Origin of the sequence: Pseudomonas putida, assembly GCF_002741075.1 — a bacterium.
Taxonomy (GTDB): Bacteria; Pseudomonadota; Gammaproteobacteria; order Pseudomonadales; family Pseudomonadaceae; genus Aquipseudomonas; species Aquipseudomonas putida_T.
Window position 1 is genome coordinate 1,060,755 of the sequence record NZ_CP016634.1, and the last position, 26,696, is coordinate 1,087,450.

Annotated in this window: 28 protein-coding genes; 14 read left to right on the plus strand and 14 right to left on the minus strand. The window is 62.7% G+C overall.

Features of this window, described 5'->3' with window-relative positions:
- Positions 1-26 precede the first annotated feature (26 nt).
- From IEC33019_RS05320 to IEC33019_RS05335, 4 genes are all read right to left on the minus strand, one after another.
- Positions 27-362, minus strand: a complete 336-nt coding sequence (locus IEC33019_RS05320) for a cupin domain-containing protein (RefSeq protein ID WP_070091567.1) — start codon at positions 360-362, stop codon at positions 27-29.
- Between the two features lie 11 nt (positions 363-373).
- Complete coding sequence (locus IEC33019_RS05325; protein WP_070091566.1) at positions 374-1,780, minus strand: NAD(P)/FAD-dependent oxidoreductase; 1,407 nt, start codon at positions 1,778-1,780, stop codon at positions 374-376.
- Positions 1,781-1,918: 138 nt separating this feature from the next.
- A complete protein-coding gene (locus IEC33019_RS05330; RefSeq protein ID WP_070091565.1) occupies positions 1,919-2,155 on the minus strand; it encodes a hypothetical protein in 237 nt (78 codons plus the stop codon).
- A gap of 219 nt (positions 2,156-2,374) precedes the next feature.
- Positions 2,375-3,205 carry an alpha/beta fold hydrolase gene (locus IEC33019_RS05335; RefSeq protein WP_070091564.1) on the minus strand — a complete coding sequence of 277 codons (831 nt, stop codon included), beginning with the start codon at positions 3,203-3,205 and terminating at the stop codon, positions 2,375-2,377.
- 92 nt (positions 3,206-3,297) lie between these two features.
- Here IEC33019_RS05335 and IEC33019_RS05340 point away from each other — a divergent pair, with 92 nt between their 5' ends.
- Positions 3,298-3,735, plus strand: a complete 438-nt coding sequence (locus IEC33019_RS05340; protein WP_070091563.1) for a YeeE/YedE family protein — start codon at positions 3,298-3,300, stop codon at positions 3,733-3,735.
- Position 3,736: 1 nt separating this feature from the next.
- The gene (locus IEC33019_RS05345; RefSeq protein WP_070091562.1) at positions 3,737-4,156 is read left to right on the plus strand and encodes a DUF6691 family protein; all 420 of its coding nucleotides are present in this window, start codon (positions 3,737-3,739) and stop codon (positions 4,154-4,156) included.
- A gap of 14 nt (positions 4,157-4,170) precedes the next feature.
- On the opposite strand, the gene IEC33019_RS05350 is transcribed toward IEC33019_RS05345, so the two are convergent.
- Genes IEC33019_RS05350 through IEC33019_RS05360 form a run of 3 tightly spaced genes read right to left on the minus strand, consistent with a single transcriptional unit; the run spans position 4,171 to position 6,471 of the window.
- Positions 4,171-5,415: an MgtC/SapB family protein gene (locus tag IEC33019_RS05350; protein WP_070091561.1), complete on the minus strand. Its 1,245-nt coding sequence runs from the start codon at positions 5,413-5,415 to the stop codon at positions 4,171-4,173.
- A 5-nt stretch (positions 5,416-5,420) separates the two neighbouring features.
- A complete protein-coding gene (locus tag IEC33019_RS05355; protein ID WP_070091560.1) occupies positions 5,421-6,221 on the minus strand; it encodes a helix-turn-helix domain-containing protein in 801 nt (266 codons plus the stop codon).
- Between the two features lies 1 nt (position 6,222).
- On the minus strand, positions 6,223-6,471 hold the full coding sequence (locus tag IEC33019_RS05360; RefSeq protein ID WP_070091559.1) for a hypothetical protein: 249 nt from the start codon (positions 6,469-6,471) through the stop codon (positions 6,223-6,225).
- Between the two features lie 303 nt (positions 6,472-6,774).
- Here IEC33019_RS05360 and IEC33019_RS05365 point away from each other — a divergent pair, with 303 nt between their 5' ends.
- Entirely contained in the window at positions 6,775-7,701 is a 927-nt protein-coding gene (locus tag IEC33019_RS05365) for a universal stress protein (RefSeq protein WP_070091558.1), read from the plus strand.
- 25 nt (positions 7,702-7,726) lie between these two features.
- On the opposite strand, the gene IEC33019_RS05370 is transcribed toward IEC33019_RS05365, so the two are convergent.
- Positions 7,727-8,275 (minus strand): GNAT family N-acetyltransferase, encoded by a 549-nt coding sequence (locus IEC33019_RS05370; RefSeq protein WP_070091557.1) that lies wholly within the window; start codon positions 8,273-8,275, stop codon positions 7,727-7,729.
- A gap of 184 nt (positions 8,276-8,459) precedes the next feature.
- Here IEC33019_RS05370 and IEC33019_RS05375 point away from each other — a divergent pair, with 184 nt between their 5' ends.
- The 4 genes from IEC33019_RS05375 to IEC33019_RS05390 are packed head-to-tail and all read left to right on the plus strand — an operon-like array spanning position 8,460 to position 12,171.
- Positions 8,460-9,386, plus strand: a complete 927-nt coding sequence (locus IEC33019_RS05375) for a universal stress protein (RefSeq protein ID WP_070091556.1) — start codon at positions 8,460-8,462, stop codon at positions 9,384-9,386.
- Positions 9,377-10,744 (plus strand): MBL fold metallo-hydrolase RNA specificity domain-containing protein, encoded by a 1,368-nt coding sequence (locus tag IEC33019_RS05380; protein WP_070091555.1) that lies wholly within the window; start codon positions 9,377-9,379, stop codon positions 10,742-10,744. Before IEC33019_RS05375 ends, IEC33019_RS05380 begins: the two co-directional genes overlap by 10 nt.
- A gap of 55 nt (positions 10,745-10,799) precedes the next feature.
- Entirely contained in the window at positions 10,800-11,408 is a 609-nt protein-coding gene (locus IEC33019_RS05385; RefSeq protein ID WP_244509706.1) for a hypothetical protein, read from the plus strand.
- Positions 11,409-11,466: 58 nt separating this feature from the next.
- Positions 11,467-12,171 (plus strand): phosphoribosyltransferase, encoded by a 705-nt coding sequence (locus IEC33019_RS05390; protein ID WP_070091554.1) that lies wholly within the window; start codon positions 11,467-11,469, stop codon positions 12,169-12,171.
- A 186-nt stretch (positions 12,172-12,357) separates the two neighbouring features.
- Here IEC33019_RS05390 and IEC33019_RS05400 read toward each other — a convergent pair whose 3' ends face one another.
- On the minus strand, positions 12,358-13,725 hold the full coding sequence (locus IEC33019_RS05400; protein WP_070091553.1) for an erythromycin esterase family protein: 1,368 nt from the start codon (positions 13,723-13,725) through the stop codon (positions 12,358-12,360).
- Positions 13,726-13,786: 61 nt separating this feature from the next.
- Positions 13,787-14,356, minus strand: coding sequence for a GNAT family N-acetyltransferase (locus IEC33019_RS05405; protein ID WP_070091552.1), 570 nt, complete (start codon positions 14,354-14,356; stop codon positions 13,787-13,789).
- A gap of 324 nt (positions 14,357-14,680) precedes the next feature.
- On the opposite strand from IEC33019_RS05405, the gene IEC33019_RS05410 reads away from it, so the two are divergent.
- Positions 14,681-15,412, plus strand: a complete 732-nt coding sequence (locus tag IEC33019_RS05410; RefSeq protein WP_070091551.1) for a helix-turn-helix domain-containing protein — start codon at positions 14,681-14,683, stop codon at positions 15,410-15,412.
- Here IEC33019_RS05410 and IEC33019_RS05415 read toward each other — a convergent pair.
- The gene (locus IEC33019_RS05415) at positions 15,387-16,085 is read right to left on the minus strand and encodes a hypothetical protein (RefSeq protein WP_244509704.1); all 699 of its coding nucleotides are present in this window, start codon (positions 16,083-16,085) and stop codon (positions 15,387-15,389) included. The two genes, IEC33019_RS05410 and IEC33019_RS05415, sit on opposite strands and share 26 nt — an antisense overlap.
- 219 nt (positions 16,086-16,304) lie before the next feature.
- On the opposite strand from IEC33019_RS05415, the gene IEC33019_RS05420 reads away from it, so the two are divergent.
- The 3 genes from IEC33019_RS05420 to IEC33019_RS05430 all read left to right on the plus strand — a co-directional run bounded on the left by IEC33019_RS05420 (position 16,305) and on the right by IEC33019_RS05430 (position 19,827).
- The gene (locus IEC33019_RS05420) at positions 16,305-16,865 is read left to right on the plus strand and encodes an Hsp20/alpha crystallin family protein (RefSeq protein WP_070091549.1); all 561 of its coding nucleotides are present in this window, start codon (positions 16,305-16,307) and stop codon (positions 16,863-16,865) included.
- Between the two features lie 58 nt (positions 16,866-16,923).
- The gene (locus IEC33019_RS05425) at positions 16,924-17,388 is read left to right on the plus strand and encodes a CBS domain-containing protein (protein WP_070091548.1); all 465 of its coding nucleotides are present in this window, start codon (positions 16,924-16,926) and stop codon (positions 17,386-17,388) included.
- Positions 17,389-17,451: 63 nt separating this feature from the next.
- Positions 17,452-19,827: a phosphoketolase family protein gene (locus IEC33019_RS05430; RefSeq protein WP_099594136.1), complete on the plus strand. Its 2,376-nt coding sequence runs from the start codon at positions 17,452-17,454 to the stop codon at positions 19,825-19,827.
- Positions 19,828-19,834: 7 nt separating this feature from the next.
- Here the strand turns inward: IEC33019_RS05430 and IEC33019_RS05435 are convergent, their stop codons facing one another.
- Positions 19,835-20,260 carry a potassium channel family protein gene (locus IEC33019_RS05435; RefSeq protein ID WP_070091547.1) on the minus strand — a complete coding sequence of 142 codons (426 nt, stop codon included), beginning with the start codon at positions 20,258-20,260 and terminating at the stop codon, positions 19,835-19,837.
- Positions 20,261-20,288: 28 nt separating this feature from the next.
- Entirely contained in the window at positions 20,289-22,130 is a 1,842-nt protein-coding gene (ftsH, locus tag IEC33019_RS05440; RefSeq protein WP_070091546.1) for an ATP-dependent zinc metalloprotease FtsH, read from the minus strand.
- Positions 22,131-22,371: 241 nt separating this feature from the next.
- Between ftsH and IEC33019_RS05445 the strand changes: the two genes are divergently transcribed.
- Positions 22,372-22,620: an Lpp/OprI family alanine-zipper lipoprotein gene (locus IEC33019_RS05445; RefSeq protein WP_070091620.1), complete on the plus strand. Its 249-nt coding sequence runs from the start codon at positions 22,372-22,374 to the stop codon at positions 22,618-22,620.
- Between the two features lie 5 nt (positions 22,621-22,625).
- Complete coding sequence (locus IEC33019_RS05450; protein ID WP_070091545.1) at positions 22,626-24,908, plus strand: heavy metal translocating P-type ATPase; 2,283 nt, start codon at positions 22,626-22,628, stop codon at positions 24,906-24,908.
- A 128-nt stretch (positions 24,909-25,036) separates the two neighbouring features.
- Here IEC33019_RS05450 and IEC33019_RS05455 read toward each other — a convergent pair whose 3' ends face one another.
- Positions 25,037-26,023: a ribose-phosphate diphosphokinase gene (locus tag IEC33019_RS05455; protein ID WP_070091544.1), complete on the minus strand. Its 987-nt coding sequence runs from the start codon at positions 26,021-26,023 to the stop codon at positions 25,037-25,039.
- Positions 26,024-26,180: 157 nt separating this feature from the next.
- On the opposite strand from IEC33019_RS05455, the gene IEC33019_RS05460 reads away from it, so the two are divergent.
- Complete coding sequence (locus IEC33019_RS05460) at positions 26,181-26,672, plus strand: BCAM0308 family protein (RefSeq protein ID WP_070091543.1); 492 nt, start codon at positions 26,181-26,183, stop codon at positions 26,670-26,672.
- Positions 26,673-26,696: the final 24 nt, after the last annotated feature.

Consider the following 26,696-nt stretch of genomic DNA (forward strand, 5'->3'; position numbering starts at 1 on the left):
TGTGGGAAAGCGTGCGTTAAGTGCGGTCAGTCGAGAATCAGGTAGGTCTTGCGTACGGTCTGGCGGATCACCCAGGTGCCTTGGGTGTTGGCCTCGAAATAGAGCGCGTCGCCTGCCTGGAACTCGATGGCCTCGCCGTGCTCGGGGGTGAAGCTGCCTTCGCCGGCCACGATATAGCTGTATTCGGCCTGGGCGACCTGGCGACGGAAGGTGCCAGGGGTGCACTCCCAGATGCCAGTGGTGCCTTTGCCATCGGGCAGGGCGCGATGCCCAGCGGTTCGCGCCTGGGCGCCATCGTGGCCGAGTGCAGTGAATTCGCTGAAGTCGGGTTGGTCATCCAGACGGATGCGGATCAGGGACATGGGATAACTCCTCAGGCTTTGTCTTCGAGGCCGGCCGGGGCGAACCGGGCCAGGTAACGGTCCAGGATGGCAGGCGGTTGTCCAGCCAGTTCCGAGCGCTCTTTGCGCAATACGGCATTGCGTACCAGCGAGCCGCCCAGATAGCGCACAGGCTCGGGCGGGAAGGTGCGGCAGTTGCGCTCCACCAGTGGGCACTGGCTCCACCGGTCCTGACGACCCAGCGCGAGGCTTGCCAGGATGCGCCCGCCCAGGCGGCTTGGGCCTACGCCGTTGCCGCTCCAGCCGATGCCGTAGTGGATGTTGGCGTGGCCGTCGAGGCGACCGAACACCGGCAGGCTGTCGTAGGTGCGATCGATCGGGCCAGACCAGCGGGCTTCGACGGGAATGCCCTGCAGCATCGGATAGGTCCGGCGCAGGTCGGCTTCGGTCAGTGCAAGGCTCGCATCGTCTTCGCTGAACACCTGGCCGATGCGCGAGCCAAAACTGATGGCCCCGGTGCCCTTGCCAAAGGCGATGCGTCCGTCATGGGTCGTGCGGTAGTAATCGACCATCAGTTGCGAATCGGTGATGGATTCGCCGCCGGTCCAGCCGATTTCGTGCAGGCGCTCAGGCATGGCCCGGGTCGCCACGATCGAACTGTTGACCGGGACGATCAGCTTCGAGAGCGAGGGCAGGGCAGCGGCCCAGGCATTGACCGCCAGCACCACTGAGCGGGCGCGCACGCAGCCTTGGGCCGTCTTCACGCTGGCTGGCTGGCCGGGTTGGATTTGCTGTACCGCCGTGCTTTCATGGATCTCGATACCGCTGGCCAGCGCTACGCGACGCATGCCTTCAACCAGCAGGGCCGGTTGCACGGTGGCATTGCTGCGCTCGAACACGCCCGCCAGGTGGACTGATGAACCCGTGCGCCTGGCGACTTCGCGTGCCTCCAGGCGCTCGAATGGCTGAACGCCCAGCCGCTCGCAAGCGGCCAGCGTCGCGTTCCAGGTATCGACATGCTGCGGCGTGGTGGCCGTCCACAACCAGCCGCTCTGGCGAAAGTGCGCATCGATGCCATGGCGTTCGCAGAAGGTACCGAGCTCCGTGATGGCGTGTTCCGCGCTCTCGCCGAGCATGCGTGCCTGCTCTTCGCTACAGAAGCTGCGCAGGGTACCGATCTTCGGCCACCAGGACATGACGAAGCCACCGTTGCGACCGGATGCGCCACCTCCGCAGACGTGCTGTTCGAGTACCTTCACCCGGGCGTCCGGTTCTTGTTCCTTGAGCGTCAGGGCAGTCCACAGGCCGACGAAGCCGCCACCGATGATCACCACGTCGGCATCGTGGTCGCCTCGCAGCGGCTGCGTGGCCTGTTGCAGCAAGGCGGTCGCCGTCATCCAGTGGCTGGGTTTCAAAGGCGGGGTAGGTGTCAGTTTCATTGTTGGCCCCTGGTGGTTGGTAGAGGGCCTTAGTGTTTCCGCTCACCCACGGGGCGACAATTAGACGCACATAACAATTCGTATTATGGGTTCGTACGTTCGTATGAGGCACTTCACGACATACCGTCGTGGATGACATCAACCTTCAGGCAGGCTTATTCCGCAAACGAAGTCATCCGTGCCCAGGCGGTGCGAGCCATATTCCACGACATAGCCCTCCCCGCGACGCTCGGCCTCGGCCTTGGCGGTTTGCTGGTCGGCATACACATCCACAAAATGCCACGGATGCCGGTCTCTCAGTACACCCCAACCCAGCACACAGCCCGCATTGTCAGGGTCGGCTGGAAGATTCTTGGCCAGACTGCGAATGGTCATATCGCTCTCCTTGAAACGGACACCGCATTCGAGGGCCTGGGGCTGCTGGGCAGCCTATCGCAGGCTTCGCCGGCTCCCACAGGGATTGCGTCGCTCTTAAGACCTACGCAATTCCTGTGGGAGCGGGTTCACCCGCGAACACCGGCAAAGCCGGTGCCATCCACCGCGAAGAAGTCGCCTCAGCCCCGCGCCAAGCGCGCAGAGCGGGATAAGCGAGGGCTAGCCGCGGACAAAGGCCAGCAGGTCAGCATTGATGGTTTCGGCATGGGTGGTTGGCATGCCGTGGGGGAACCCGGCGTAGAGCTTCAGCGTGCTGTTCTGCAGCAACTTCGCCGAGAGCACCCCGGCATTCTCATGGGGCACGATCTGGTCGTCGTCGCCGTGCATGACCAGGACGGGGAGGGTAATGCGCTTGAGGTCCTCGGTGAAATCGGTTTGCGAGAAAGCAACGATGCCATCGTAGTGAGCCTTGGCGCTGCCCATCATGCCTTGGCGCCACCAATTGAGGATGGTGCCTTGCGAGGGCTTCGCGCCCGGGCGGTTGTAGCCATAGAACGGGCCCGAGGGGATGTCGTGGTAGAACTGCGCGCGATTGGCGGCGAGCTGGGCCTGCAGGTCGTCGAAGACCGACTTGGGCAGACCGCCGGGATTGGCATCAGTCTTGACCATCAAGGGCGGCACCGCGCTGATGATGACAGCCTTGGACACGCGATCCTGCCCATGGCGGGCAATGTAGTGCACGACCTCGCCGCCGCCTGTGGAGTGGCCGACATGAACAGCGCCTTGGGTGCCAAGGTGATCGACCACCGCAGCCACATCATCGGCATAATGGTCCATGTCATGGCCATCCCACACCTGGCTCGAGCGCCCATGCCCGCGGCGGTCGTGCGCCACCACACGAAACCCCTGGGCCAGGAAGAAGAGCATCTGGGCATCCCAGTCATCGGCACTGAGCGGCCAGCCATGGTGGAAATGAATGACCTGCGCATCGCGGGGGCCCCAATCCTTGTAGAAGATCTCAACCCCATCTTTGGTGGTGACGTATCCCATGCTCGCATCTCCTGTGTAGGTGAAGTTCGGCACCGCCCATCAACTGTAGGATTAAAATTGAAAGTGAGTTCAACTCATTCGCGGAGGATGCGATGACCATTGATTGGATGGCTTTTACGCCCTGGTCTGCCTTGGCCGGTGGCGCACTGATCGGGCTGGGGGCCGGGCTGTTCGTAGTGGCAAACGGACGCATCGCGGGCATCAGCGGTTTGCTCGGTTCGATGTTTCAGCGCCGTGGTGAGGGGCGTGGCGAGAAACTCGCGTTTCTCCTGGGCCTGCTGGCAGCGCCGCTGTTGTGGATGATGTTTGCCACGCTGCCGCCTGCGCATTTCGCCACCGCCCCTTGGGTGCTCGTGATTGCGGGTCTACTGGTCGGTCTGGGCACGCGTTATGGCAGTGGATGCACCAGTGGCCATGGGGTCTGCGGTATTTCCCGTCTGTCGCCCCGTTCACTGGTGGCCACGCTGTGCTTCATGGCAACGGGGTTTCTCACGGTCTTTGTCGTTCGACACCTTCTTCAAGGAAGCTGACATGTCCCATCTCAGTGGCTTTATCGCAGGGGTTCTGTTCGGCATGGGGTTGTTGCTGGCGGGTATGGCGAATCCTGCCAAGGTGCTTGGGTTTCTCGACCTTGCCGGGCAGTGGGATCCCTCACTGGCGTTGGTGATGGTCGGCGCTATCGGTGTGGCGCTGCTGCCCATGGCCTGGGCGCGCAAGCATGGCGTGGCAGTATTGGGCGGCAAGATGCAACTGCCTGACCGGCGTGATGTGGATCGCCGGCTGGTCGGCGGCAGCCTGCTGTTCGGCATCGGCTGGGGGCTGGCGGGTGTCTGCCCGGGGCCTGCGCTGGTGTTGCTGCCTGCCGGGTATTGGCAGGCTTGGTTGTTCGTGGTTGCGATGCTCGGCGGCATGGCGCTGTTCCAATGGATCGAGGCGCGTCGTGGTAACTGATGACCGGAATGCACCTACACCTTGACCAGAAGGCCCAGCCACATCGCGCCGAGCACCGTCAATTGGCCTGGAGCGAAGTACCGGGTGAAGGGCAGCCCACCGCGGACCAACGCCAGGACGCCTTTGGACAGCGTATTGCCGGTCAGCACCATCATGGCGGGCACCACCAGGCTCGCTATGGTCATTTGGCCGGCTGCCACCAATGATGCAATGGAGGCGGTCGCAGCGTGCGCATCCCCCACACCGCTGATGAAAGCCGCCAGGTTGACGCCCTGTTGGCCCAGGTGCCTCAGCAGGAAGGTGGAAAACAACGCAATGCCGGTAATGGCCAGGGTTATGGCCAGTGCGACCCATAAACTGAAGGCACCATCCGCCAGGTTGGCGGCTGAAGGCGATGACGCCGCATGCCAAGGCGCCAACAGGATGACGCCAGCGCAGAAGGTCGCGACCACCCCCAGGCCGATCGATGGCCAGAACGGGGTTATCAGGCGCGGGTCGACGATGCCAAGGACCAATGCGAACTGGGTGATCGTGGCAAAGTTGGATAGCACAGCCGCTGCCGCGAGCGACCTGGCATTTCGGCTGTCGGTTCGGGCCTGTCGGGCAAGCACTGCGATGGTGGCAGCGCCAGAGGCGAACCCTGAAGCGATGGCGCTTATCGGCAGGCCATAACGAGGCCCCATCACACGCATGGCGATGTGTCCGATCGCTCCGACAGCCATCAACAGCGCTACCAACGTACAGATGACGTGCGGATTCAGTGCGCCATAGGGGCCCATGAACCGATCTGGGGTCAACGGCAGCACGACCAAGCTGATGGTCAGCAAGGTCAACCCGTCCCGAACCTCCGCTTCGCTCAATTGCTGCAGCACGAAATGATGGAGTTCGCGGCGCAGTGTCAACAGTACGGTCAGGACGACCCCCACGGCTGTGGCCAGCCCGGGCTGTTCCAGGCTCAGCGCGCCCAGCACGAGCACCAGCAGCAAGGCCACTTCGCTGGTGATCCCAGGCTCTTTCTCTGCATGCTTGCGGTAGTACATGCACACCAGTAGCGCCAGACAAACGAAGGCGACCGCCGCCAGTAGGGGACCTGCCAGCACCATGCTGAGGTACCCCAGCAACGACGTGATGGCGAAGGTTCTCAGTCCAGCCGCAGTCTGATCCTCGCTACGGGTTTTCTTGCGCTCTCGCTCAAGGCCCACGAGCATGCCGATACCCAGCGCCACCGCGCCATGGGCCAGGGTCGCGGAGTCGAGCATGATGCCTAGGTGACGATGCGACGCTGGGCATCGCCACAGCCCTGTTCCAGGGCCATCAGTGCCGGCATGTCCAGAATCTCGACGAGTCGGCCGTGCAAGTCGACGACACCCTGGGCGCGCAAGCGGGCGACCGAGCGGCAGATGGTTTCCAGGCGCAGTCCCAGGTACGAGGCCATGTCCTCCCGCGACATGCGCAGCATGAAACCGTGGGCTGAATAGCCCCGGCTGACGAAGCGTTTGGACAACCCCAGGAGGAAGCTGGCAAGCCGCTCCTCGGCGGTGAGGTTGCACAGCATCAGTACGCGTTCGTGCTCGCGCACGATTTCCCGGCTCATCAAACGATTCAGGCTTTGCTGCAGGACCGGAAAGTCCCGTGCCAGCGATTGCAACCGCCGATAGGGGATGGGGCAGACTTCGCTGTCTTCCAGGGCGATGGCGTCACAGACATGGAACTCGGTGGCGATCGCGTCGAGCCCCAGCACGTCGCCGGGCATCCAGAAATTGATCACCACGCCCAGGCCTTCGGCATTGTTCAGGCTTGTCTTGAAACTGCCGCAACGCACGGCATACAGGGTATCGAGTGGGGCACTGGCATTGAACAAGGCGGCGCCTTTCTTGATGCGTATGCGCGGCCCCACCAGGCTGCCAAGGCCATTGTCGTCGGCGACCGGCAGACCCGTTGGCAAACACAAGCCACTGACCCGGCACTCCTGGCACGGGGACGCCAGTGGCTTGAGATGGATGGGGGTCGCTTTGCCGGTGGGTTCGGGCTGCTCGAGCATGCGGACACTGATCTGGCTGGTCATCTCAGGCCTCCTTCGCGCATCGCCCGAGCGAAGGCATCGAGTTGTCGGCACGTTGTGCGTTGATGTCAGTCACATGGCCCCAGAGCGAGCAGCTGGCGATCATGTCCAGCGAATGCGGGGCATTGAGCCGAGCGATGAGCCGTTCGACGAACTGCTCGGCCTCATCGGGCGTCCTGAAACCGACCTGCCATTGATCCATGTGTACACACCAGCGGTGCTGGTCGGCGTTTTCCTCGATATAGACGTTCATCGGAACCTCCAGAGCGTGCGTGAGCAAGGACTTGCGTATCGATTCGTCGTGCGCTGGCGTCCTGCCGACGGCCCTGAAGGTCAGGGCGTGATTGCCGCTTTCATGAGCACCATGGCACGCCTGGTTGTTGTCTATGTGGGGGTAGCGTGCGCCGGTAATAGAACGGAGCTTTGATCCGTATCAAGTTTGCGGTTCGTCACCGCAGCCGTTTGTCCGCGGGCTGTTTCAGTTGATAAACATCAAGTCGGGCAGGCGCCGCTGGCAGATGATCAAGGCACGTTTTCCCAACCGCAGAGGTGTGTCATGGACAATCCGCAAAGAATCCTGCTCATCGTGTCGCCCTTGATGCGCCGCTCGCCGGTCTATGACCGGGCAGCCGCGCTGGCCAAGGCCAAGGGCATGCCCCTGCACATCGTGGCCTTCGACTACCTCGAAGGGCTAGCCACGGCCGGGTTGGTCAACGACCAGGCGCTGGCGGTCATGCGCGATGGGTATGTGCAGCAACACCGTGAGTGGCTGGAAACCCAGGCGCTGTCGATGCGGCGTAATGGCGTGACGGTCACCACCGAGGTGGTGTGGGTCCAGAATCCGCTGGATGAGATCCTGGTGCATCTGCGCGAGCAGCCATTCGCCATGCTCATCAAGGCGTTCGAACACGAGCCGTGGTGGGTGCGCGCGATGTTCACCTCACTGGACATCCAGTTGCTGCGCGAAACCAGCATTGCGCTGCACCTGGTGAACAAGGCCAGCCATGCCCTGCCACGCAAGATACTCGCTGCGGTGGACCTGTCCCGGCCAGAAGATCAGATTCAGGGGCTCAACGACCAGATCATCAGTGAAGCCCTCAAGCTGGCCTTGCAATGCAATGCCCAGATCGACCTGTTGTACGTTTATGACCTGGGCTCGATGTATGTCGATGCCGGAGGGGGGCGCGAGCATTCGTTCCTGTTCGACTCGAATCAGCTCAAGACCCTTCACGAAGCCCAGAGCGAGGCGTTTCAAGCCCTGGCCGAGCGCAATGGTATCGCGGTCGAGCACCGTCATATGCGCGTCGGAGACCCGGCCAAAGGCTTGGCGTTGTTCATGGAAAACAACGACATCGACGTACTGGTGATGGGCAGCTATCACCATCATGGTATCGGCTGGTTCATCGGTAGCACCGCCGAGCGGGTGCTGCACCGTCTGGACAGCAGTGTGCTGGTGATCTCGCCAGAACGCTCCCAAGGTTGAAACCAAGGCCCGCAAGGGCCTTGCTTCAAGCGCTGAGGTCCAGCTCGTGGAGGATCTCGCTGACATCGCCCCCCAGGTAACGTGACGTGAAGCCCAGCGCCTTGGTCAGTCGGTGCATGGCGTAGTTGTTTGCCAGGTCCCTGGAAACCATGCAGCGATAGCCATTGCGCCGGGCCGCATCGACAAGGTGCTTGAGCAGCAGCCTGCCCAGGCCCTTGCGTTGCCATTGTTCGCTGACCGCGACCGCGCATTCGCAATTGTGACTGCCGGCGATTCCGGCATAGCGGCTCACCCCGACCTGGCGCAGCTCGCCATCGACATGTGCAAGCGCGACGTATGCCATACGCTGGTGGTAGTCCACCGGCATCAGCCGCGAGTCCAGGTTGGGCAGGCCGCTGCTGAGCCCGGCGATGAAGCGAAAGCGTCGTGATTCATAGGTGATCGTGCTGAGAAAGCGCCTGTCCCGTTCCAGGTCTTCATCGCGCAGCGGACGGATCAGCACCACAGAGTCATCGGCAAGATGCTCTACCCAGTGCTCCTCCACGTCTGGCTGCTTGGCAGGTTGCTTGTTCATGTGGCCTCCGATTGTCCGATCGATACTCTGCGATTCGTTGTACCGCGGCGGCCTGGTTCGGTTCTGACAATCGTCAAGTTCGTGCGGGGCGAGAGATTTTCTGATCTGCATCAAGCGCCGAGCAGGCTGTTCACCGAAGATCGATTGCATCCCCACTCCCGCCGCGCAAGCCCGGAGGTTCGCCATGGGTCAGTATCGACAACTGCTGGTGCTGCTTACCGACATCGATCCGCATTCCTCTGCCTTGCGCAGGGCCCTTGCCCTGGCCCATGTCAGCGGGGCCAGCGTGCATGTGCTGGGGCTGTTCGAGCCCAGCGAAGAGCACTTGCTACGGGAGGAGCGGCTCAACGAGGCGGATATCAAGCGCCAGTTCAACCACTACCGCGAGCGGCTCGTGCAGTTGGTCGACCGGCACCGAGCCAGCGGTGTCGCGCTCACGGTCGACAGCCTTCATGCAGAAGATATTCGCAGCCAGGCCATCGACTACCTCAGAGAAATGCAGCCCGACATGGTCATCAAGGACAGCGAGTCGGCGCCGGCACTGGCACGACTGTTCGGCACGCCGCTGGATTGCGCGCTGATGCGCGGGTTCAACGGAATGGTGCATTACGTGCCTGCGGCGGCGGTGTCGTTGCCCAAACGCATCATGGTCGCCGTGGACACTGCCTTCAGTGATGCCCCTGACGCCCAGGCGCGCTTCAATCACAGGCTAATCCAGGCTGCGCAGGCGTTGGCACTGCAATGCGATGCGCAGTTGCATCTGTTGTCGGCGTACAACCTGGCAGGGGTGTTTGCCTCGGACATGAACGTCACCCAGGCGTGGATCGATGAGATGCTCACGGCCCTGCGCGAGCCGTTCGATAGCCTGGCCGACGCTGAAGGCGTGCCCCTCGATTGCAGGCTTTTCAAGGAGGGTGGGCCGGTGCAGGTCATTCGCGAGCAGGTGGCCGTGCTGGACACTGACGTGGTGGTCATGGGCGTCGTGCAGCCCAAGGGTTTGGACAAGCTGCTGGGCGACACCACCGAGCGCATCGTCAGCCGACCGCCGTGCAGCGTGCTGGCGGTTCACCCCCATGTGATCGAGACCTGGGAGCCGCAGCCATGCAACTGACCTTCCTTGGCGGTACCGGCACGGTGACTGGCAGTAAATTCCTGTTGACCCGCGACAGCACCCGCGTACTGATCGACTGCGGGCTGTTCCAGGGCTACAAGCAATTGCGCCTGCGCAACTGGGAACCGCTGCCCGCACCACTGCGTGCGCTCGATGCGGTGGTGCTGACCCACGCCCACCTTGACCACAGTGGCTACCTGCCGGTGCTGGCACGTGAGGGTTATGCCGGGCCGATCTATGCAACCCCGGCCACCTGCGCCTTGGCTGAAATCCTGTTGCTCGACAGCGCCCGACTGCAGGAAGAACAGGCCGAACATGCCAACCGGCATGGCTATTCCAAGCATTCACCCGCGCGTCCGCTCTACACCGAGGAGGATGCCAAGCGGGCGCTGGCGCTGTTTCGCCCGGTAGAGTTGCACCACAGTACCGTGGTTGCCGAGGGCATGGAGCTTCTGCTGCGTACGGCGGGGCACATACTGGGTGCCGCGACCGTGCAGATCACCGCCGATGGCCAGCGGCTGCTGTTCTCTGGCGACCTTGGGCGCCCGCAGGATCCAATCATGCAGGCGCCCGAACTGGTCAGGACGGCAGACATACTGCTGGTGGAGTCCACCTATGGGGATCGCAAGCATCCTGACGAATCCACCGAACAGTACCTGGCCCAGGTCATCAACCAGACGCTCCTGCGCCATGGCATCACCCTGGTGCCATCCTTCGCCGTAGGCCGTGCCCAGCTGTTGATGTACTACCTGTACAAGCTCAAACGCGATGGGCTGATACCGGACATACCGGTCTACCTCAACAGCCCGATGGCCACCGATGCCACCACCCTGTACCAGCAGTTCAGGAGCGAGCATCGTCTGTCAGCGGCGGAGTGCGCGGCGATATGCAGGGGTACGCACATCATCCGCACCGTCGATGAATCCAGGCACCTGGACCAGTTACGCGAACCGGCGGTGATCATTGCCGCCAGCGGCATGGCCACAGGTGGGCGGGTTCTGCATCACCTCAAGGCGCTGGCGCCCAACCCACGCAACAGCATCCTGTTTTCGGGCTTTCAGGCCGGAGGTACGCGCGGCGCCGATATCGTCGCCGGCGCGCGCAGTGTGCGTGTGCATGGCGAGGATGTCCCCATCCGGGCGCAGGTGTATGCGATGGAGAATCTGTCGGCGCACGCCGATGCCGATGAAATCATGGAGTGGTTGCGCGGCTTCACCCGACCGCCGCGCCAGACCTATGTCATCCATGGTGAGCCGCACGCGGCCGACACCTTGCGCCGGCGTATCAGCATCGAACTCGGATGGCAGGTCTGCGTGCCCGAGCATCAGGAAACCGTTGCCATAGACCCTGTGCGCTAGTCTGGCGCGGGAGGCGGTCGTGGATATACAAGCAAGGGCAAAACTGAAGGCATGGATGCAACGGCCCAGGGGCAGCCTGGGGTGGATCATGGCCATCCTCACCTGGGTGATAGCCGCCTCCGCCTACCAGGCCCTCAGCCCGCCCTGGCGCCTTCCCCTGCGTGATCCCGCTGTCCTGCTGACCTTGCTGGCTTTGAGCATCGCGGTGGGGTGGGCCGTGCAACGCGGCGTGAGACGCACGGTGGGCAAAGCCATTTTCCAGGGGCAGACCACCGGCTGGCAGGCCAGGCTCGCCCTCATCCGCACGGTCGCCCGGGAGTCGAACGTGCTGCTGGGCATGCTGGTGCTCTTGGCCGTGCTCGGCGCCAGCACGCTTTGGCTGGCAGGTCGCTCCGTGGAGCGCATCGTGGATCGGTGCCAGGCCAACCTGCTGGCCCAGGCGCAGGTTCCCGAGGCCGAACCGCTCGCCACGCTGGTGGGCAGGCCCGTGTGCACATGCCTGGCGCAGACCTTTCTGGACCGCAATGGCGTGATTCGACTGGCGATGTTCCAGACGCCGCTGCAGCCAGTGGTTACCTTCCAGGCCTTGACGCCTGCGGACGAACGGCATTGTCTGGCGCAGTTCGACTTGCTGCCGGAAGACGCGGCCTCGACGCGCCCCTGAACGCGCGACGGCCGATCGAATCAACAACCGGTGTCCTGGGTGACGCAGGAGGTTCCTCATGATCCAGAATCTTGCACGGCAGACCACCTTCGCGAACCGCTGCGAAGCAGGTCGAGCCCTGGTGGAGCCGTTGAGCGAATACGCCAACAGGCCTGATGTGATCGTGCTCGCATTACCCCGTGGTGGCGTGCCGGTGGCGTATGAAGTTGCTACGGCCCTCGGGCTTCGCCTGGACCTGCTGGTAGTGCGCAAGCTCGGCGTACCTTCGCATCCGGAGTACGCCATGGGCGCCATTGCCAGCGGGGGCATCAGGATTGTCAATGACGATGCGCTGCAGGCATACCCCATCGACCGCGCCCGTTTCGAGGCCGTGCAGGCCCAGGAAACCCGGGAACTGCTGCGACGGGAAAAGCAGTACCGGGGTAATCGCCCACCCCTGCAGCTCAAGGACCAAGTGGTGATCCTCGTCGACGACGGCCTGGCCACAGGCGCTTCGATGATGGCCGCCGTTCACGCGGTGCGGGCACAGGCGCCTTCGCGCATCGTGGTCGCGGTGCCGGTCTCGCCGCCGGATACGCTCGACGCCTTGTACGCAGAGGTGGAACAGGTCATTTGCCCGCTGGTGCCAGAGCGGATGGTTTCAGTCGGCTATTGGTACCTGGATTTTCCACAGACCACCGACGAAGAAGTCATGGCGCTCATGCACAAGGCAAGCCTAAATGAGGCTGCCTCGGACAGTCCCCGGGAACGTGGAGACGACTGAGCTTTTATCCCGTTCGCTGCCATTGCCGAGTGTCGAACTGCTGGCCGATGTGCGTTCGCCACCCCATGCCCAGGCGTTGGTTGTTTTCGCGCACGGCAGCGGTCGCACAAGCCCACGGGCCCCGTAGATGGCTGATGTCCTCGCGGGGCGTGGGCTGGGTCGCCCATTAAAGGCCTGCAGTCAATCTCAGACACCGAACGGATAGGTGTCGTCCTCTGGCTCCAGGTGTTGTTTTTTCGGTAGAGGCAGTGCAGTGACCGGCTGGGTCTGCTCGATCCAGAGCATGGCATCGAACTGTTCGGCCAGTACCGCCTCGAAGTAATGACTGAGCCGTTCGCTTTGCGGGCGATAGATCACGCCGATCGCCCGTTCCAGCAAGGGTGTGGACAGGACTCTGCGCAGCTCTTTTCGCTGCGGATCTCGCCAGTCGGTCAGGGATGCGGCAACGCCGGCCAAGCGGAACTGATGCTCCCAGCTGTCCGACCGGGCTGGGCGAATGTCCTTGATGTGCATTTCGCCGTCCCAGTCATCGGCGGCGGCCACCTGGCCTCGGTCGGTCGCCATGCCGATCAGCACCGCATCACGACCGAAGGCACCTCGACACAGTTGGCCGATGTTGAACTGGCCTTTCCAGCCCATTTCGGTGGCGCCGGCATTGCCGATATGGGAGTTGTGCGCCCAGACCACGGCCTTGGCGTGCGGTCCCCGGTGTTCGAGCAGTGCGCGCAAGGTATCGAACATGTGCCTGTCACGCAGGTTCCAGGACGCTGTCGCTCCTCGATAGATCGCGCGGTAATACTGCTCGGCTGCGATGATCACTCGAGCGTTCTGGGCGGCATTGAAGAACGCTTCATCCTGGCAGATAAGCCCAGACAGTTGCTCTGCCAGCATGGCATTGAGCTGCTCGACCACTGGCTTTTCGCAAGGCATGACGCCACCGCGCTCCACGAAATGCCCATACAGCGCAGGGTCATCCTGCCAGGGGGTAAGGCAGCCATAGCGTCGCCGGGCTTCAAGGGCCAGGCGCGGGTCTACCCGGTCCAGGTAGGCGAGCACTTCATGAATGGAGTTGCGCAGGCTGTAGACATCCAGGCCACGGAATTCGACGCGACGTTCGGCGCTCAACAGGTGATTGTGCCCGTGTAGCCAGTGAGTGAACGTTTTCACCTCGCTGTTACGCCACATCCAGGTCGGAAATCGGCTGAAGATATGGCGTTTCCAGGCCGAATGCGCCAATCCCCGCACGTATTGATCGACATGACCGGCATCCGGCCAGTCTGCCTCGACGGCGACAATTCTGAATCCATGCTGCTCGATCAATCGTCGGGTAATCGCGGCACGCGCGCGGTAGAACTCGCGGGTGCCATGGCTCGCCTCGCCGATCATCACCACGCGCGCATCGGCAAAGCGATCGAACATTTCAGCGAAGGCGGGGGCGTCCAGGTCCGGCAAAGGTTCGGCGTACTGGCGCAGAACAGGGGCGATATCGGCTCGTTCAACGTGAAACTGCCGGCCGTAGAGTTTTTCCAGCAAGGTGTTCGAAGGTGCGTTCATCAACGTCATCCCTCCAAATGAATAGCCGACGGCGGCCACGGCGGGCCGCCGCGACACACGCTCAAGCCAGCGACAGGCGATGGATGACCTGACTTGCGTCCTCCGGGTCCCGGGTCGTGGTGAAGCCCGTGGCCTTGGCCAGGTCACGCATCGCTACGTTAGAGGCGGCGTCGATCGAATACATCGCCCGCAGGCCTTTAGCGCGGGCGTGGTCGATCAGGTGTTTGAGCAGCAGACGGCCCAAACCGTGGTGTTGCCAGCTGTCGAGGACCGTTACCGCGCATTCGCATTCGTCGTCCTTCGCGCAAGCGGCATAACGGGAAATACCCACTTCCTGCAATTCACCGTCGACGTGGGCAAGCGCGACATAGGCGGCGTGCCGGTCCTGGTCAACATCCATCAGTTGGTTAAGCATTGCCTCGCCAGGCTCCTTGAGCTGGCACAGGAAGCGAAAGTGACGCGATTCTGGCGATAGCCGTTCGATAAAGGCTTTTTCGCGCTGGCGATCCTTGGATTGCAAGGGCCTGATCAGCACATGGGTGCCATTATCGAGTGCTTCGATCCAGTGCTCGCCGGAGGGCACGGGGAACGAGGGGGCGGTGTGCTTAGGGGTCATATCGGCGGTAGCCATGGCAATTTCCTCGGTTGCAAAGCGGGACGATGGAGATTCAGTTTCAACGTTCAGGCTTTGGCCGACTTGATCGTTATCAAGTGCTCGGTTGCCGGTCATCGCAGCTGTTCGACATCCACCTCACGGTCCTTCACGAGCAGGTCCGCCGTTGTTCCCGTGGGAACGATTGCCAGGTGCATGAGGATGACGAGGATTCAAGGGCTTGCCTTGACTTTCCTCAAGTCCTGGCGCGAGGCGGACCCCCCTTGGTCGGCCATGGCGCCAACCCCAGGGGAAGTGGCTAATGTTTATTAATGCCCTGCATGAAAAAGCGGAGGCACCCTCATGTCAGGCTCAGAAGATTTGGGAGCAAGGCCCCAGGTGAAGTGCCTTGCGTGCTCATTGAGTCGGCTTTGCCTGCCCGCCAGCCTCAGCGCTGACGAGGTGGACAAGCTCGAGCGCATCGTGCGCCGGAATCGCCCACTGAAGAAGGGCGAGTACCTGTTCAAGGCCGATGAGCCCATGGATCACGTATTTGCCCTGCGCTCAGGGGCCATCAAGAATTTCCTGCTCGACGCCGAGGGCAACGAGCGGGTCAGCGGATTCATCCTGCCGGGAGAAATGTTGGGCCTGGATGCCATCGGTGCCAGTCATTACCGCAGCTACGCCCTGGCGATGGACGTGTCGTTGGTGTGCTCGATCAAGCTCGATCAACTGGTTGACCTGTCGGGACAGATTCCCGGCTTGCGCTACCAGTTGTTGCACATGCTCAGCCTGGGCATTCAAGGCAAGGATGAACACCTGCGGTGCTGTCATGGGCGTGCCGATCAGCGCCTGGCGATTTTCCTGCTGGGCATGTCGGCTCGCTATCACCAACGGGGCCTGCGCACCGACCTGATCAGGTTGCCCATGTCCCGGAGTGACATCGCCAATTACCTGGACCTCACCCTCGAAACCGTCAGCCGGTTGTTCAGCCGATTCACCCAGGCGGGGCTCATTGAGTGCGTCGGCCGTGAAGTCAGGCTTGTCGACCAACCAGGCCTGGTCAACCTCAGCCGGATGGAGGATGCCGGTTGAGTATCCAGAGCACCCGGTCATAGCGTTGCACCGGCCCCCCCAATGCTGATCGCCAGGCCCCGCCAGGGGGCGCGGCTTGATCCGTACGCAGCCAGATACGCTGTGCAGGTACGCCTTGTTGCCAGCACAGGCGCGCGGCCTGGCGGGCGATTTGCTCCGGCGCGCAGCAGTAGACGGTGTCCGGTCTGAAACGCTCCAGTTGATCCGTAAGTTGTGCCCATCCGCTGCTGTTGCGGGGGAGGGCAGATGACGCTGAGAGCCGGTGAAGGCACTCCGCAGGAAGGCGATCGGAGGGGAAACCCTCATGCGACAGTTGCACGTGCACCCAAGGTAGCCAACAGAGGATCTCATCCAGCGCGCACAGGAGGGCCAGGATCCCTTCGCCCCGGGTGATGGCCAGCAGTCGAGCGCTGTGCAAAGGAATCGGCCAGGCGCTGCCCAGCGGCCCTGAGTAGTCGAGAACATCGCCTGCCTGCCCCAAGGCTTGGGCGCGATGCGTGGTCACGATGAAACGCCTGGCCAGGCCAGGCAGGCTGATGTAGCTGCAGGGCAGGTCCAGTCCGCGGTTGCCCAGCAGGCAGAACTGGCCCGGCATCGCTTCCGTGAGCGGCGAGCCGCACAACTCCAGACGCAAGCACTGCTGGGTGCCTGGGCCCGGTAATGTCTCCAGCAATCGGACACGTCCCCTGTCTTCCCGCCTCATAAGCGCCTCGTGCGTGCGTTTGCATGCTTTCTTCAGGCTAGGCCCCTGCCAGAGGTGCACTTTGATCAGGGTCAAACCGGCACCCGATGGCTTGCTTCTGCCGGTTGATAAAGATCAAGTGCAGCGCCGCCGTGCGGCGGAAGATCAGAGTGTCTCCAAGGGAGGCATCATTCATTCGAGGAGGTCGCCATGTCTGAAGTCGCCAAGAAAGTCCCCGTCACTCCCGTTGCCGCCCAGCCGGCCAAAGCTGCGCCGCCCAGCACAGAGTCGTCCGATCTGTGGCGCCCCTTCCAACAGCTGCGACGCCAGGTCGATAGCCTGTTCGAGGATTTCGGACGGCGGCCACTGCGCATGCCGTTTACCCATACGCCGTTCGACATCGAGCCATTCTGGCGTCGTGAGCTGTTCACCCATGGCATGCCGGCAATGGACATCAGCGAGCTGGCCGACGAGTACCGGATCAGCGCCGAGCTGCCTGGTGTGGACGAGAAGGATATCGAGATCAAACTGGCCAACGGCAACCTGGTGATCCGTGGCGAGAAGCACGAGGAAACTGACGAAAAACGCAAGGAATACCACTTGTCCGAGCGGCACTACGGCAGTTTCGAGCGCGTCTTCCAACTGCCCCGCGAGGTCGACGCTGAAAAGATCAATGCCCAGTTCGCCAAGGGTGTGTTGCTGGTGCGCCTGCCCAAACGCGCCGAGGCGATTCACCCAGAAAAGCTGATCCCGATCAAAAGTGGCAAATGAGTCGAGCCAGCATCAGGAGCAAGGACGCTCCGCCCTCGCTATTTACAGGTAGAACATCATGTCCATTGGTAAATACTGCAACCGGGAGGTCGTCACTGCGCCGCCCACCCTGTCGATCTACGCTGCCGCCCGCAAGATGAGCCAATATCATGTCGGTGACCTGGTACTGGCCGAACCGGTCGACCGCGACCGTTATCGGCCTGTCGGCCTCATCACCGACCGCGACCTTGCGCTCAGGATCATTGCCCGCAATCCTCCCGATCAGGAGGATCTGCAGGCGATCGATGTGGTGCCCCGACCGCTGATCACCGCGAATCAGAACGAAGACCTGTTCGATGTCATTCAGAACATGCGCCGCGCCAACATACGACGGATCCCGGTGGTGGACGATTTCGGTCTGTTGGTCGGGATTGCCACGGCCGATGACCTGGCAGGGTTGTTGATCGACAACCTGCATGAGTTGTCATTGCTGATTCGTCAGCAGAGCCGGCGAGAGGAAGATATCCGCGTCGAGGATCTCTGAACCCATTGGCAGCGGCCGTGCATGTGGTACCGACTGCCGCGCACCGCGAAGCTGGGGACGATCATGAGCGACTTTCCAAGTACCGAAACGCTGGAAGGGCTGGATGCGTATTGGCGCGCTGCCAACTACCTGACCGTGGGGCAGATCTACCTGCAGGCCAACCCGCTGCTCGACAGCCCACTGACGTTGGCCCACATCAAGCCGCGCCTGTTGGGCCATTGGGGAACGTCCCCAGGCCTGAACCTGCTCTATACGCACCTGAACCGCCTCATCCGTGAGCATGACCTGAACATGCTGTTCGTCGCCGGCCCCGGCCATGGAGGGCCGGCCATCGTCGCCCAGACCTACCTGGAGGGTACTTACACCGAACTGTACCCAGCGGTCGAGCGCAATGCGCAGGGCCTGGCCCAGCTGTTCAGGCAGTTTTCCTGGCCTTATGGCATTGGCAGCCATGTCGGGGCCCATGTCCCCGGGTCCATCCATGAAGGTGGCGAGTTGGGTTATGCGTTGGCACATGCGTATGGCGCCGCGCTGGACAACCCGCAGCTCATCGTTGCCTGTGTCATCGGCGACGGTGAGGCGGAAACGGGGGCGCTGGCGGCCAGTTGGCATTGCAACAAGTTCCTCAATCCCGCACGTGACGGCGCGGTACTGCCAATCTTGCACCTCAACGGCTACAAGATCGCCAACCCCACGGTGTTGTCCAGGATCAGCGAGGATGAACTGACCAGCCTGATGTATGGCTACGGCTATGACCCGTACTACGTCGAAGGCGATGAACCCATGGAGGTTCATCGCGCACTGGTCAGGACGCTCGACGTGATCCTTGAAAAGATCCACCAGATCCAGCGTCTGGCCCGGCATGTGGAGGCTGACGAGCCTATCGAGCGGCCACTCTGGCCTGTGCTGGTGCTTCGCACCCCCAAAGGCTGGACGGGGCCGAAGTTCGTCGACGGGCTGCGGGTGGAGGGCACCTGGCGCTCCCATCAATTGCCCCTGGCTGACCTGGATAAGCCACTGCACTTGCAGCAGCTTCAACAATGGCTGGAGAGCTACCGCCCCCATGAACTGTTCGACGCCCAAGGGGCTCTGCTGCCTGAACTGGCCGCGCTGGCACCGCGCGGGCGACGGCGCATGAGTGCCAACCCTCACGCCAACGGGGGCCTGCTGCTGCGTGCGCTGGACCTGCCGCGCTTCGTCGACTACGAAGTGCAGATGGCCGGGCCCGGACGGGTACGTGCGCAGGCGACGCAGGTGCTTGGTCGGTATGTGCGCGATGTAATGAAAAACAGCTTGGTGTCTCGCGACTTCCGGCTCTTCGGACCAGATGAAACCGCCTCCAATCGTCTGGACGCGGTTTTCGAGACGACCGGCAAGGTCTGGCTGGACCCTTGCAGTGTCGATGACAGCCACCTCGCAGCGGATGGCCGGGTCATGGAGATTCTCAGCGAGCAGGTCTGTGAAGGCTGGCTGGAGGGCTACCTGCTGACTGGCCGCCACGGTTTGTTCTCTTGCTATGAAGCCTTCATCCACATCGTCGATTCGATGGTCAACCAGCATGCCAAGTGGCTCAAGACCGCTGCCGAGGTGCCATGGCGCAAGCCGATCGCCTCGCTGAACATCCTGCTCACGTCCCATGTCTGGCGCCAGGATCACAACGGCTTCTCACATCAGGATCCGGGCTTTCTCGACATGCTTGCCAACAAGAAGGCCGATGTGGCGCGCATCTACCTCCCTGCCGATGCCAACTGCCTGTTGTCGGTGGTCGACCATTGCCTGCGCAGCCGCGACTACATCAACGTCATCGTCGCGGGCAAGCAACTGGAGTGGCAATGGCTGGACGGTGAAGCGGCCAACCAGCACTGCCAGGCCGGTATCGGTCGATGGGCTTGGGCCAGCCATGATGACGATGATCCCGATGTGGTCATGGCCTGTGCCGGCGATATACCGACCTTGGAAGTGCTGGCGGCGGTCACGCTGCTTCGCGAGTGCGTCGCCGATTTGCGGGTCAGGGTGGTGAATGTTGTCGACCTGCTGGCGCTGCAGACATCGCATCAGCATCCCCATGGGCTACCCGACAGTGACTTCAATGCGCTGTTCACTCACGAGCGGCCAGTCATCTTTGCGTTCCATGGGTATCCGGCCCTGATTCACCGGCTGATCTACAAGCGCGTGAATCCAGAGCGGTTCCACGTGCGTGGCTTTTGCGAAGAAGGGGCAACCACCACACCGTTCGACATGGCGGTGCTCAACCACCTGGATCGCTATCAGCTGGTACTGGATGTGTTCGAGCGCGTTCCCCGCTTGCAGGGACACGTCGAGCAGGCGCGGTCCCGTTACTGGTCGACCATGGAAAAGCACAAGCTTTATCTGATCGAACATGGCGAGGATCTGCCTGAAGTCGCCCAATGGCACTGGACACCGCCACCAAGCGCCTGACGCCTCGTTACTTGGCTTTCCAGTACTTCTGCATTTCCAGGAACAGGAACGACGCGGTCCAGGTGATCAACACCAGGCCTGTCAGCGCTTGCAGGCCTGTGAGGTACTTGAGGTTGCCGGTGGGGGCGATATCGCCGAAGCCGATGGTGGTGTAGGTGGTGAAGGAGAAGTACACGCAGTCCATGAACGAGCCGTCGAATTGACCAGTGAGCGAGCCCCAGCCCTGGGCATTGTCCATCAGGTAGTAGGCCAGGGCGAAGCACCACACCTCCAGTGCATGGGCCAGCAGCGCCCCGAACACGCCGACCACGATCCGAAAGCGGCTCCATAGCTTGAGCCGTGGCAGCCAGTCGTTCAGGCGCAGAAGGCACTCGTAGTGAATGATCACCACCAGGATCACGACCAGTGTGTTGATCAGCGTGACGGTGAGCATGGCAGGCACCCTGTCTGGAGTCGGGTCATCATTTCGCAGTGCCGACCCACGGGTAGGTCACCGGCTCCTTGAGCTGCGGCTGGAGTGCGGGAAACTCTTCGGGTGTGATGGTTTCTTTGGCCAGCAGCAAGTGCGCGCCAGCGTCCAGGTCTGCGCGGCGTTGTTCGAGCAAGGTCTGGGCTCGCTGGTAGGCCTGTTCGAGCAGCTCACGGATACCGAGATCGATTTCCCGCGCGGTCTGCTCGGAATAGTCCTTGTGTTCCTGACGCAGCAGGGCCTCCCCGAGATAACTGGCCTGCTGGCGCTCCAGCACCGCCTGACCCAACTCCGGGCTCATGCCGAACCGGGTGATCAGTTGTCGGGCGATATCGGTGGCGCGTCCCAGGTCATCGGCGGCCCCGGTGGACACCTGGCCGAATGCCAGGTTTTCGGCCGCGCGTCCGGCCATCAGCACGACGATACGGTCCCTGAGCATCTGCGCGCTGATGAGGAAGCGGTCGTCCGTCGGCCGTTGCAGGGTATAGCCCAGCGAGCCTGCGGCACGGGGGATGATCGACACCTTGTGGACCGGGTCCATCGCCGGCAGGCTGCTGGCAGCCAGGGCATGGCCCATTTCGTGATACGCCACGATCTGGCGTTCGTCTTCACGCAGCACGGTGCTCTTGCGCTCCACGCCGGCGACCAGACGCTCGACCGCTGCGGTGAAGTCCTCCAGCTCGACCCACTGGCTGGCGCGCCGGGTGGCGACGATGGCCGCCTCGTTGACCAGATTGGCCAGGTCGGCGCCGGTCAGGCCTGGGGTGATGTCGGCGATGCGCTCGCAATCCAGGTCGTTCTTGTAGACGATCTTGTGCAGGTGCACTTTCAGGATGGCCAGGCGGCCTTTGCGATCAGGCCGGTCGATCAGGATCTGCCGGTCGAACCGCCCAGCGCGCAGCAACGCCGGGTCCAGGACCTCGGGGCGGTTGGTCGCCGCCAGCAGCACGACGCCTTCGCGAGGATCGAAGCCGTCCAGTTCGGCCAGCAACTGGTTAAGTGTCTGCTCCTTTTCGTCATTGCCGCCCAGGTTGCCGATACCGCGCATCTTGCCCAGGGCGTCCAGTTCATCGATGAAAATGATGCAGGGTGCTGCCTGCCGAGCCTGGTCGAACAGGTCGCGTACCCGGGCGGCGCCTACCCCCACGAACATTTCCACGAACTCTGACCCGGAGATCGAGAAGAAGGGGACGCCCGCTTCCCCGGCGATGGCCTTGGCCACCAGGGTCTTGCCGGTGCCAGGGGGGCCGACCAGCAGTGTGCCTTTGGGGACGTGGGCGCCCAGGCGTGCATACCAAGCCTGGTTTTTCAGGAACGAGACGATTTCGATCAGTTCATCCTTGACGTCATCGATCCCGGCAACGTCGGCGAAGGTGACCTGGATGTCCCGCTGGGCATAGACCCGCGCACGAGACTTGCCGACGCTCATCAAGCCGCCTAGCCCCTGCTTTTCGCCAAACCCTCGGAAGATGAAGAACCAGGCACCGAGCATCACCAGCAGCGGCAGCAACCAGCCCGCCATGTCGGCGATCGTGTTGTCTTCCGCCAGGCCGGTAAAGGCCACGCCGGACTGGCTGAGCTGCGCCGACAGTGCCGGGTCGACGCGCACGGTGGTAAACCGCTCGCGTCCGTCGATGGGCTCCTGCAGCCTGCCCTGGATACGATTGCGCCTGATTTGCAGGTCACTGACTTTCTGCTGTTCGAGCAATTGCAGGAACTGGCTGTAAGGCAGGGTTACGACAGCCGAGCGGTCGAACAGGCTGAACAGCAGGGCGGTGAGCAGCGCCAGCGCGATCGCCAGGTAATACAGTTTCGATGGCTGATCTTTTTTCATGGCCGCAATTCCTCGAGACAAGGGGCTCGGGCCTTCCATTGCTGAGGCGACTTAGGCGCTGTCGATAGGTGCGCAGGCGACATTGCCTTGAGCTGTTTTTACCCGCCAGTGGCCTGGCGCGATTGATAAAGGTCAAGATCGGCGTGCAGCCCCCACGCTACAGGAGCTTGATAAATGTCAGGCCGCTGCCTGCTGCGCTGCGGATACTCAGGCTATCTTCGGCACCTGCGAGGGCATGGACATGCGACGTTATCTGTTTATCGGCTTGTCGAGCGTGCTGGTATTGGTTTCTGGCTGCAGTCCTTGGCGTACCGAGGAACTCGACGCGCGCCTGGAATCGGCCGAGAACAATGCTGCCACTGCGCGGCTGCGCGCCGATCAGGTCTGCTACCGGATCGATCTGGTCGAGCAGACTGCCAACCAGGCGCTGCGTATCGCGACCCAGACCCAGGAAGAGGTCCGACGGTTGCAGCAGGCCAAACAGAAGTAACCGCCATGTCTCGTCGGTGGCTGGACCTGGGCCTGTTGCTCGTCAGTGGCTTGGCCTTGCTGTTCGGCGCAGGTGCCTATGCCGCGCAGCAGCCTGCCTGGGCAGCGCTGATCTGGGCGGGGGGCAGCAGTGTGATGGCCTTGGTGCTGGCGGTGGAAATCGCCAGACGCCTGGTCAGGCGCGAAGCGGGCATCGATCTCATCGCACTGGTGTCGATCCTGGCGGCGCTGTGGCTTGAGCAGATGCTGGTCGGCGCGGTGATCGCGCTGATGCTGGCCACCGGGCGCGCACTGGAAGCACTCAGCCTGCAGCACGCCGAGCGCGAGCTGCGGGCCTTGATCGAGCGGGCACCCCAGCGTGCCTGGATCCAGGAGAACGACGGGCTGCATGAAGTGCCCGTGGACGCGGTTCAGCCCGGTCAAACCGTATTGGTGCGCCTGGGCGAGGTGGTGCCGGTCGACGGTCGCCTGGTCAGCGCTCAGGTGATCCTGGATGAAGCTGCGCTCACCGGTGAATCGCTGCCTGTCACGCGCTACGCGGGCGAACTGCTGCCCAGTGGTGTAACCAACACCGGCGCGCCGGTGCAGGTGTTGGCCATGCGCACGGCGGCGCAGAGTACTTACGCAGGCATCGTGCATCTGGCCGAGGCGGCGCGCCGATCACGCGCGCCTTTCGTTCGATTGGCCGATCGTTACGCCTTGGGCTTCATTGCGCTGACATTGTTGGTCGCAGGGGCCGCCTGGTGGCTCAGTGGTGATATGCAGCGTGTGCTGGCCGTGTTGGTGGTCGCTACACCCTGTCCGCTCATATTGGCGGTGCCCATCGCCATCATTTCTGGTATTTCCAGGGCCGCGCGACGCAATATCCTCATGCGTGATGGCCAGGTTCTGGAAGCGCTCGCCGGGATTCGGCAAGTGTTTCTGGACAAGACCGGCACCTTGACCGGCGGCCACGCCCACGTGCAATCGATCGAGGTCCAGGGCGAGGGTGCGCCGCTGCAAGTCCTGCAATGGGCCGCTTCGTTGGCGCAGGCTTCTTCGCATCCGATCGCTCAGGCCATTGTCCAGGCCGCTCGTGTGCGGGGTGTGTCGCTGATACCGCCGCAGGCTGTAGAGGAGGCTCCCGGGCAGGGGCTTGCCGGCACCGTACAAGGTCATGCCGTGCGCCTGGGCACCGTGGGCTATGTCCAAGATGAAGCACAGACCGATGCCTGGGCTCAGGCGCGTTTGCAGGAACTGGATTACCTGGCCTGCAGTGGCAGCTTCGCCACGATCGACGGCCAGTTGAAGGGGGTGATCAGGCTGGCCGACAACCTGCGTCTGGAGGCGCCCCAGACCCTGCGCTTGCTCCGCGCCCGTGGTATCGAGAAGGTCGCCATGCTCACGGGCGATCGTCTGGAAACCGCGCAGGCGATCGCGCTGACGGCGGGCATCGACGAACTGCATGCTGGCCTGACGCCCGAGGACAAGGTGCGCCTGGTACAGGAAGGCTGCCGTCGTGCGCCGACGTTGATGGTCGGCGATGGCATCAATGATGCGCCCGCCCTGGCCGCCGCCGATGTCGGCGTGGCCATGGGCGCGTCTGGTATCACGGCCTCGGCGCAGGCGGCCGGTGTGGTCCTGCTGGTGGACCGATTCGACCGGCTGGTCGAGGCCTTGGACATTGCCCGACATGCCGTGCACATCGCTCGCCAGGGGGTGTGGGCCGGGATGAGCCTGTCTTTGCTGGCCATGGTCATCGCCGCGGCAGGCTACCTGCCGGCCTTGCTCGGCGCCATCCTGCAGGAAGGGATCGATCTGCTGATCATCGGCAATGCATTGCGCGCGCTAGGGCCCTGGCCTGGTAGACGACGCGCCGGGATCGACGTCGCAGCGATCGACCGGCTCGAGGATGAGCACCGGCAGTTGGATGGGGTGCTGACGGACCTGAGCCAGATGGCCCGGGATTTTTCCAGCCGCCCCCTCGACAAGGCACAGGGCGATTTGCGCAACCTGGTCGCCGCATTGCACAACCTGTTGGAGCGCCACGAGCGCGATGATGAACGCCGGCTCTATCCGCTGCTGAGCCGCTTCATGCCCGGTGAAGATCCGCTGTCGACCATGAGCCATACCCACCGAGAAATCTTTCGGCTCATCCATCTGCTGTCTCGCATGAGCGACGATTTCAGCCAGGCCACACGGCCTCCCAGCGCTGATGAGATACAGCATCAGCTCATTCGCCTGGACACCCTGGCGAAGCTGCATTTCGACCAGGAGGAAGCGCTGTACCGGTATCTGGATCGGCACTGAGCGAGGGGGGCGGACGATTGATGAAAATCGAGCACCCGCGCCCGCGCGGGGCGATGCTGGTCGCAGGAGGAGGTGTGCCCACCCCCGCTCACCGCCCATCATGAGCCATTATCAACGCCTGCTGTTGATCATGCGCCCTGTCCTGCGCCAATCCAGCGCGCCGGATCCCTGCCGTTTTCAAGCAGCAACTCGGCGACCAGAGCGGTCGTGTCGAGGATCTCCAGTTGCCGCTGGCAATGCGCGGGCAGGCGCAAGGGCGGGACACTGTCGGCGACCAGGACACGTTCGAACACGCCGGCCTCGAACAGCTGACCACCGGTGGTGAACAGACCGTGGGTGGCAGCGGCCAATACCCGGCTTGCGCCTGCCTGCAGGCAGGCCTGCCCGGCACGCAGCAGTGTCTGACCGGTACTGATCAGGTCGTCGAAAACGATGACGGTTCTGCCGGCTACGTCACCTACCAGATGCTTGCCCCGCAGCCCTGTCGGGTCACGGTGTTTCTCCATCAAGGCGCCCGATACCGGTTGGGCCAGCAGGCCAGCCAACGCCTCGCGGAAATGTTCGGCACGTTTGGCGCCGCCCAGGTCGGGCGAAACCACTGCAACCGGCTGCTCACCCAGGAGCGTGGCGAAGCGATGGGCGAACACCTGCGTGCATTGCAGGTTCCAGGCTGGGATGCGATAGGCATTGTCGAACGCACTGGGGTTGTGTACATCCAGGGTCACGATCCGATCCACGCCACAGCACTCCATCAGGCGCGCGACATGCCGGGTAATCGTCGAATCCTGGAACTCGACCTTGCGGTCCTTGCGGCCATAACACAGGTAGGGCGCCACCACTGTGACCTGGCATGCACCTGCGTCTTTGAGGGCTGCGCAGAAAAACAGCAGGCGGCACAGCTTGTCATGCGTGCTGCGGTGTTCGTCACCGTACAGCGAGTGGAAGACGACCACCTGGCGACCGTTGGCCGATACGGTTGGCCAGCATTTGTGCTCACCGTCTTCGTAGTCGCGCTCTTCGTGCATTGACACCGTCACGCCTAAACGTCGCGCCACCGCATGGCCATAGGCTTGGCTGCCTTGCAGGGCGAACAACAGTGGACAGGTAGCGTTCATGACCTGCGCTCCGAGCCGGGTTTTCAACTCAACATAAGGGGCGAGCCGCCCCTCGATTTGACCATTGTCAAGTCCAGCATAGGCAGCCCGCAGACACTGGATAGGCCAACGCATGCGCACGCCTGCGATCCTCACACCCTGCACAGCGAGTACGCCAATGGACAAGTATCAGAAAAGCCGCAAGGACAAATTGTTCAAATCGCATCCGCTCGATCCCTATGCCATGCCGCTTCGTCCTGGCGGCAAAGCCCGCTGCCCACAATGCGGCGCTGCCTATCACGATGGCGAGTGGCATTGGCACAGCCCTACCGGGCCAGGGCATGTGGAGTCGACAGTATGTCCAGCATGCCGTCGCATCGAAGACCGTGCCGCAGCCGGCCAAGTCCGGGTTTCGGGCCGGTTCCTGGACAGTCATGAAGATGAGATTCGCCAGCTCATGCAGCACACCGAGCAGCAAGAAAAGCAGACGCACGTGCTCGAGCGCTTGATCGCCATCGACCGTCAACAGAACGAGCTGGTGGCAATGACCACCGGCACCCACTTGGCAAACCGCATCGGCCATGAACTGGAAGCGGCCTACGATGGCCACTGCAGCTACCAGTACAGTGACAGTGAGGTCTACCTGAGCGTCGACTGGCACCGCGACTGAGCGGTGCCGCTGGTCGCCAGGCTG

Coding starts and splice junctions, on each gene's coding strand:
- IEC33019_RS05380 (WP_070091555.1), top strand. CDS start 9,377: ATGCAACTGACCTTCCTTGGCGGTACCGGCACGGTGACTGGCAGTAAA.
- IEC33019_RS05355 (WP_070091560.1), bottom strand. CDS start 6,221: ATGACCAGCCAGATCAGTGTCCGCATGCTCGAGCAGCCCGAACCCACC.
- IEC33019_RS05375 (WP_070091556.1), top strand. CDS start 8,460: ATGGGTCAGTATCGACAACTGCTGGTGCTGCTTACCGACATCGATCCG.
- IEC33019_RS05410 (WP_070091551.1), top strand. CDS start 14,681: ATGTCAGGCTCAGAAGATTTGGGAGCAAGGCCCCAGGTGAAGTGCCTT.
- ftsH (WP_070091546.1), bottom strand. CDS start 22,130: ATGAAAAAAGATCAGCCATCGAAACTGTATTACCTGGCGATCGCGCTG.
- IEC33019_RS05425 (WP_070091548.1), top strand. CDS start 16,924: ATGTCCATTGGTAAATACTGCAACCGGGAGGTCGTCACTGCGCCGCCC.
- IEC33019_RS05330 (WP_070091565.1), bottom strand. CDS start 2,155: ATGACCATTCGCAGTCTGGCCAAGAATCTTCCAGCCGACCCTGACAAT.
- IEC33019_RS05435 (WP_070091547.1), bottom strand. CDS start 20,260: ATGCTCACCGTCACGCTGATCAACACACTGGTCGTGATCCTGGTGGTG.
- IEC33019_RS05325 (WP_070091566.1), bottom strand. CDS start 1,780: ATGAAACTGACACCTACCCCGCCTTTGAAACCCAGCCACTGGATGACG.
- IEC33019_RS05390 (WP_070091554.1), top strand. CDS start 11,467: ATGATCCAGAATCTTGCACGGCAGACCACCTTCGCGAACCGCTGCGAA.
- IEC33019_RS05460 (WP_070091543.1), top strand. CDS start 26,181: ATGGACAAGTATCAGAAAAGCCGCAAGGACAAATTGTTCAAATCGCAT.
- IEC33019_RS05450 (WP_070091545.1), top strand. CDS start 22,626: ATGTCTCGTCGGTGGCTGGACCTGGGCCTGTTGCTCGTCAGTGGCTTG.
- IEC33019_RS05335 (WP_070091564.1), bottom strand. CDS start 3,205: ATGGGATACGTCACCACCAAAGATGGGGTTGAGATCTTCTACAAGGAT.
- IEC33019_RS05345 (WP_070091562.1), top strand. CDS start 3,737: ATGTCCCATCTCAGTGGCTTTATCGCAGGGGTTCTGTTCGGCATGGGG.
- IEC33019_RS05360 (WP_070091559.1), bottom strand. CDS start 6,471: ATGAACGTCTATATCGAGGAAAACGCCGACCAGCACCGCTGGTGTGTA.
- IEC33019_RS05350 (WP_070091561.1), bottom strand. CDS start 5,415: ATGCTCGACTCCGCGACCCTGGCCCATGGCGCGGTGGCGCTGGGTATC.
- IEC33019_RS05340 (WP_070091563.1), top strand. CDS start 3,298: ATGACCATTGATTGGATGGCTTTTACGCCCTGGTCTGCCTTGGCCGGT.
- IEC33019_RS05320 (WP_070091567.1), bottom strand. CDS start 362: ATGTCCCTGATCCGCATCCGTCTGGATGACCAACCCGACTTCAGCGAA.
- IEC33019_RS05365 (WP_070091558.1), top strand. CDS start 6,775: ATGGACAATCCGCAAAGAATCCTGCTCATCGTGTCGCCCTTGATGCGC.
- IEC33019_RS05400 (WP_070091553.1), bottom strand. CDS start 13,725: ATGAACGCACCTTCGAACACCTTGCTGGAAAAACTCTACGGCCGGCAG.
- IEC33019_RS05445 (WP_070091620.1), top strand. CDS start 22,372: ATGCGACGTTATCTGTTTATCGGCTTGTCGAGCGTGCTGGTATTGGTT.
- IEC33019_RS05420 (WP_070091549.1), top strand. CDS start 16,305: ATGTCTGAAGTCGCCAAGAAAGTCCCCGTCACTCCCGTTGCCGCCCAG.
- IEC33019_RS05430 (WP_099594136.1), top strand. CDS start 17,452: ATGAGCGACTTTCCAAGTACCGAAACGCTGGAAGGGCTGGATGCGTAT.
- IEC33019_RS05370 (WP_070091557.1), bottom strand. CDS start 8,275: ATGAACAAGCAACCTGCCAAGCAGCCAGACGTGGAGGAGCACTGGGTA.
- IEC33019_RS05405 (WP_070091552.1), bottom strand. CDS start 14,356: ATGGCTACCGCCGATATGACCCCTAAGCACACCGCCCCCTCGTTCCCC.
- IEC33019_RS05455 (WP_070091544.1), bottom strand. CDS start 26,023: ATGAACGCTACCTGTCCACTGTTGTTCGCCCTGCAAGGCAGCCAAGCC.
- IEC33019_RS05385 (WP_244509706.1), top strand. CDS start 10,800: ATGCAACGGCCCAGGGGCAGCCTGGGGTGGATCATGGCCATCCTCACC.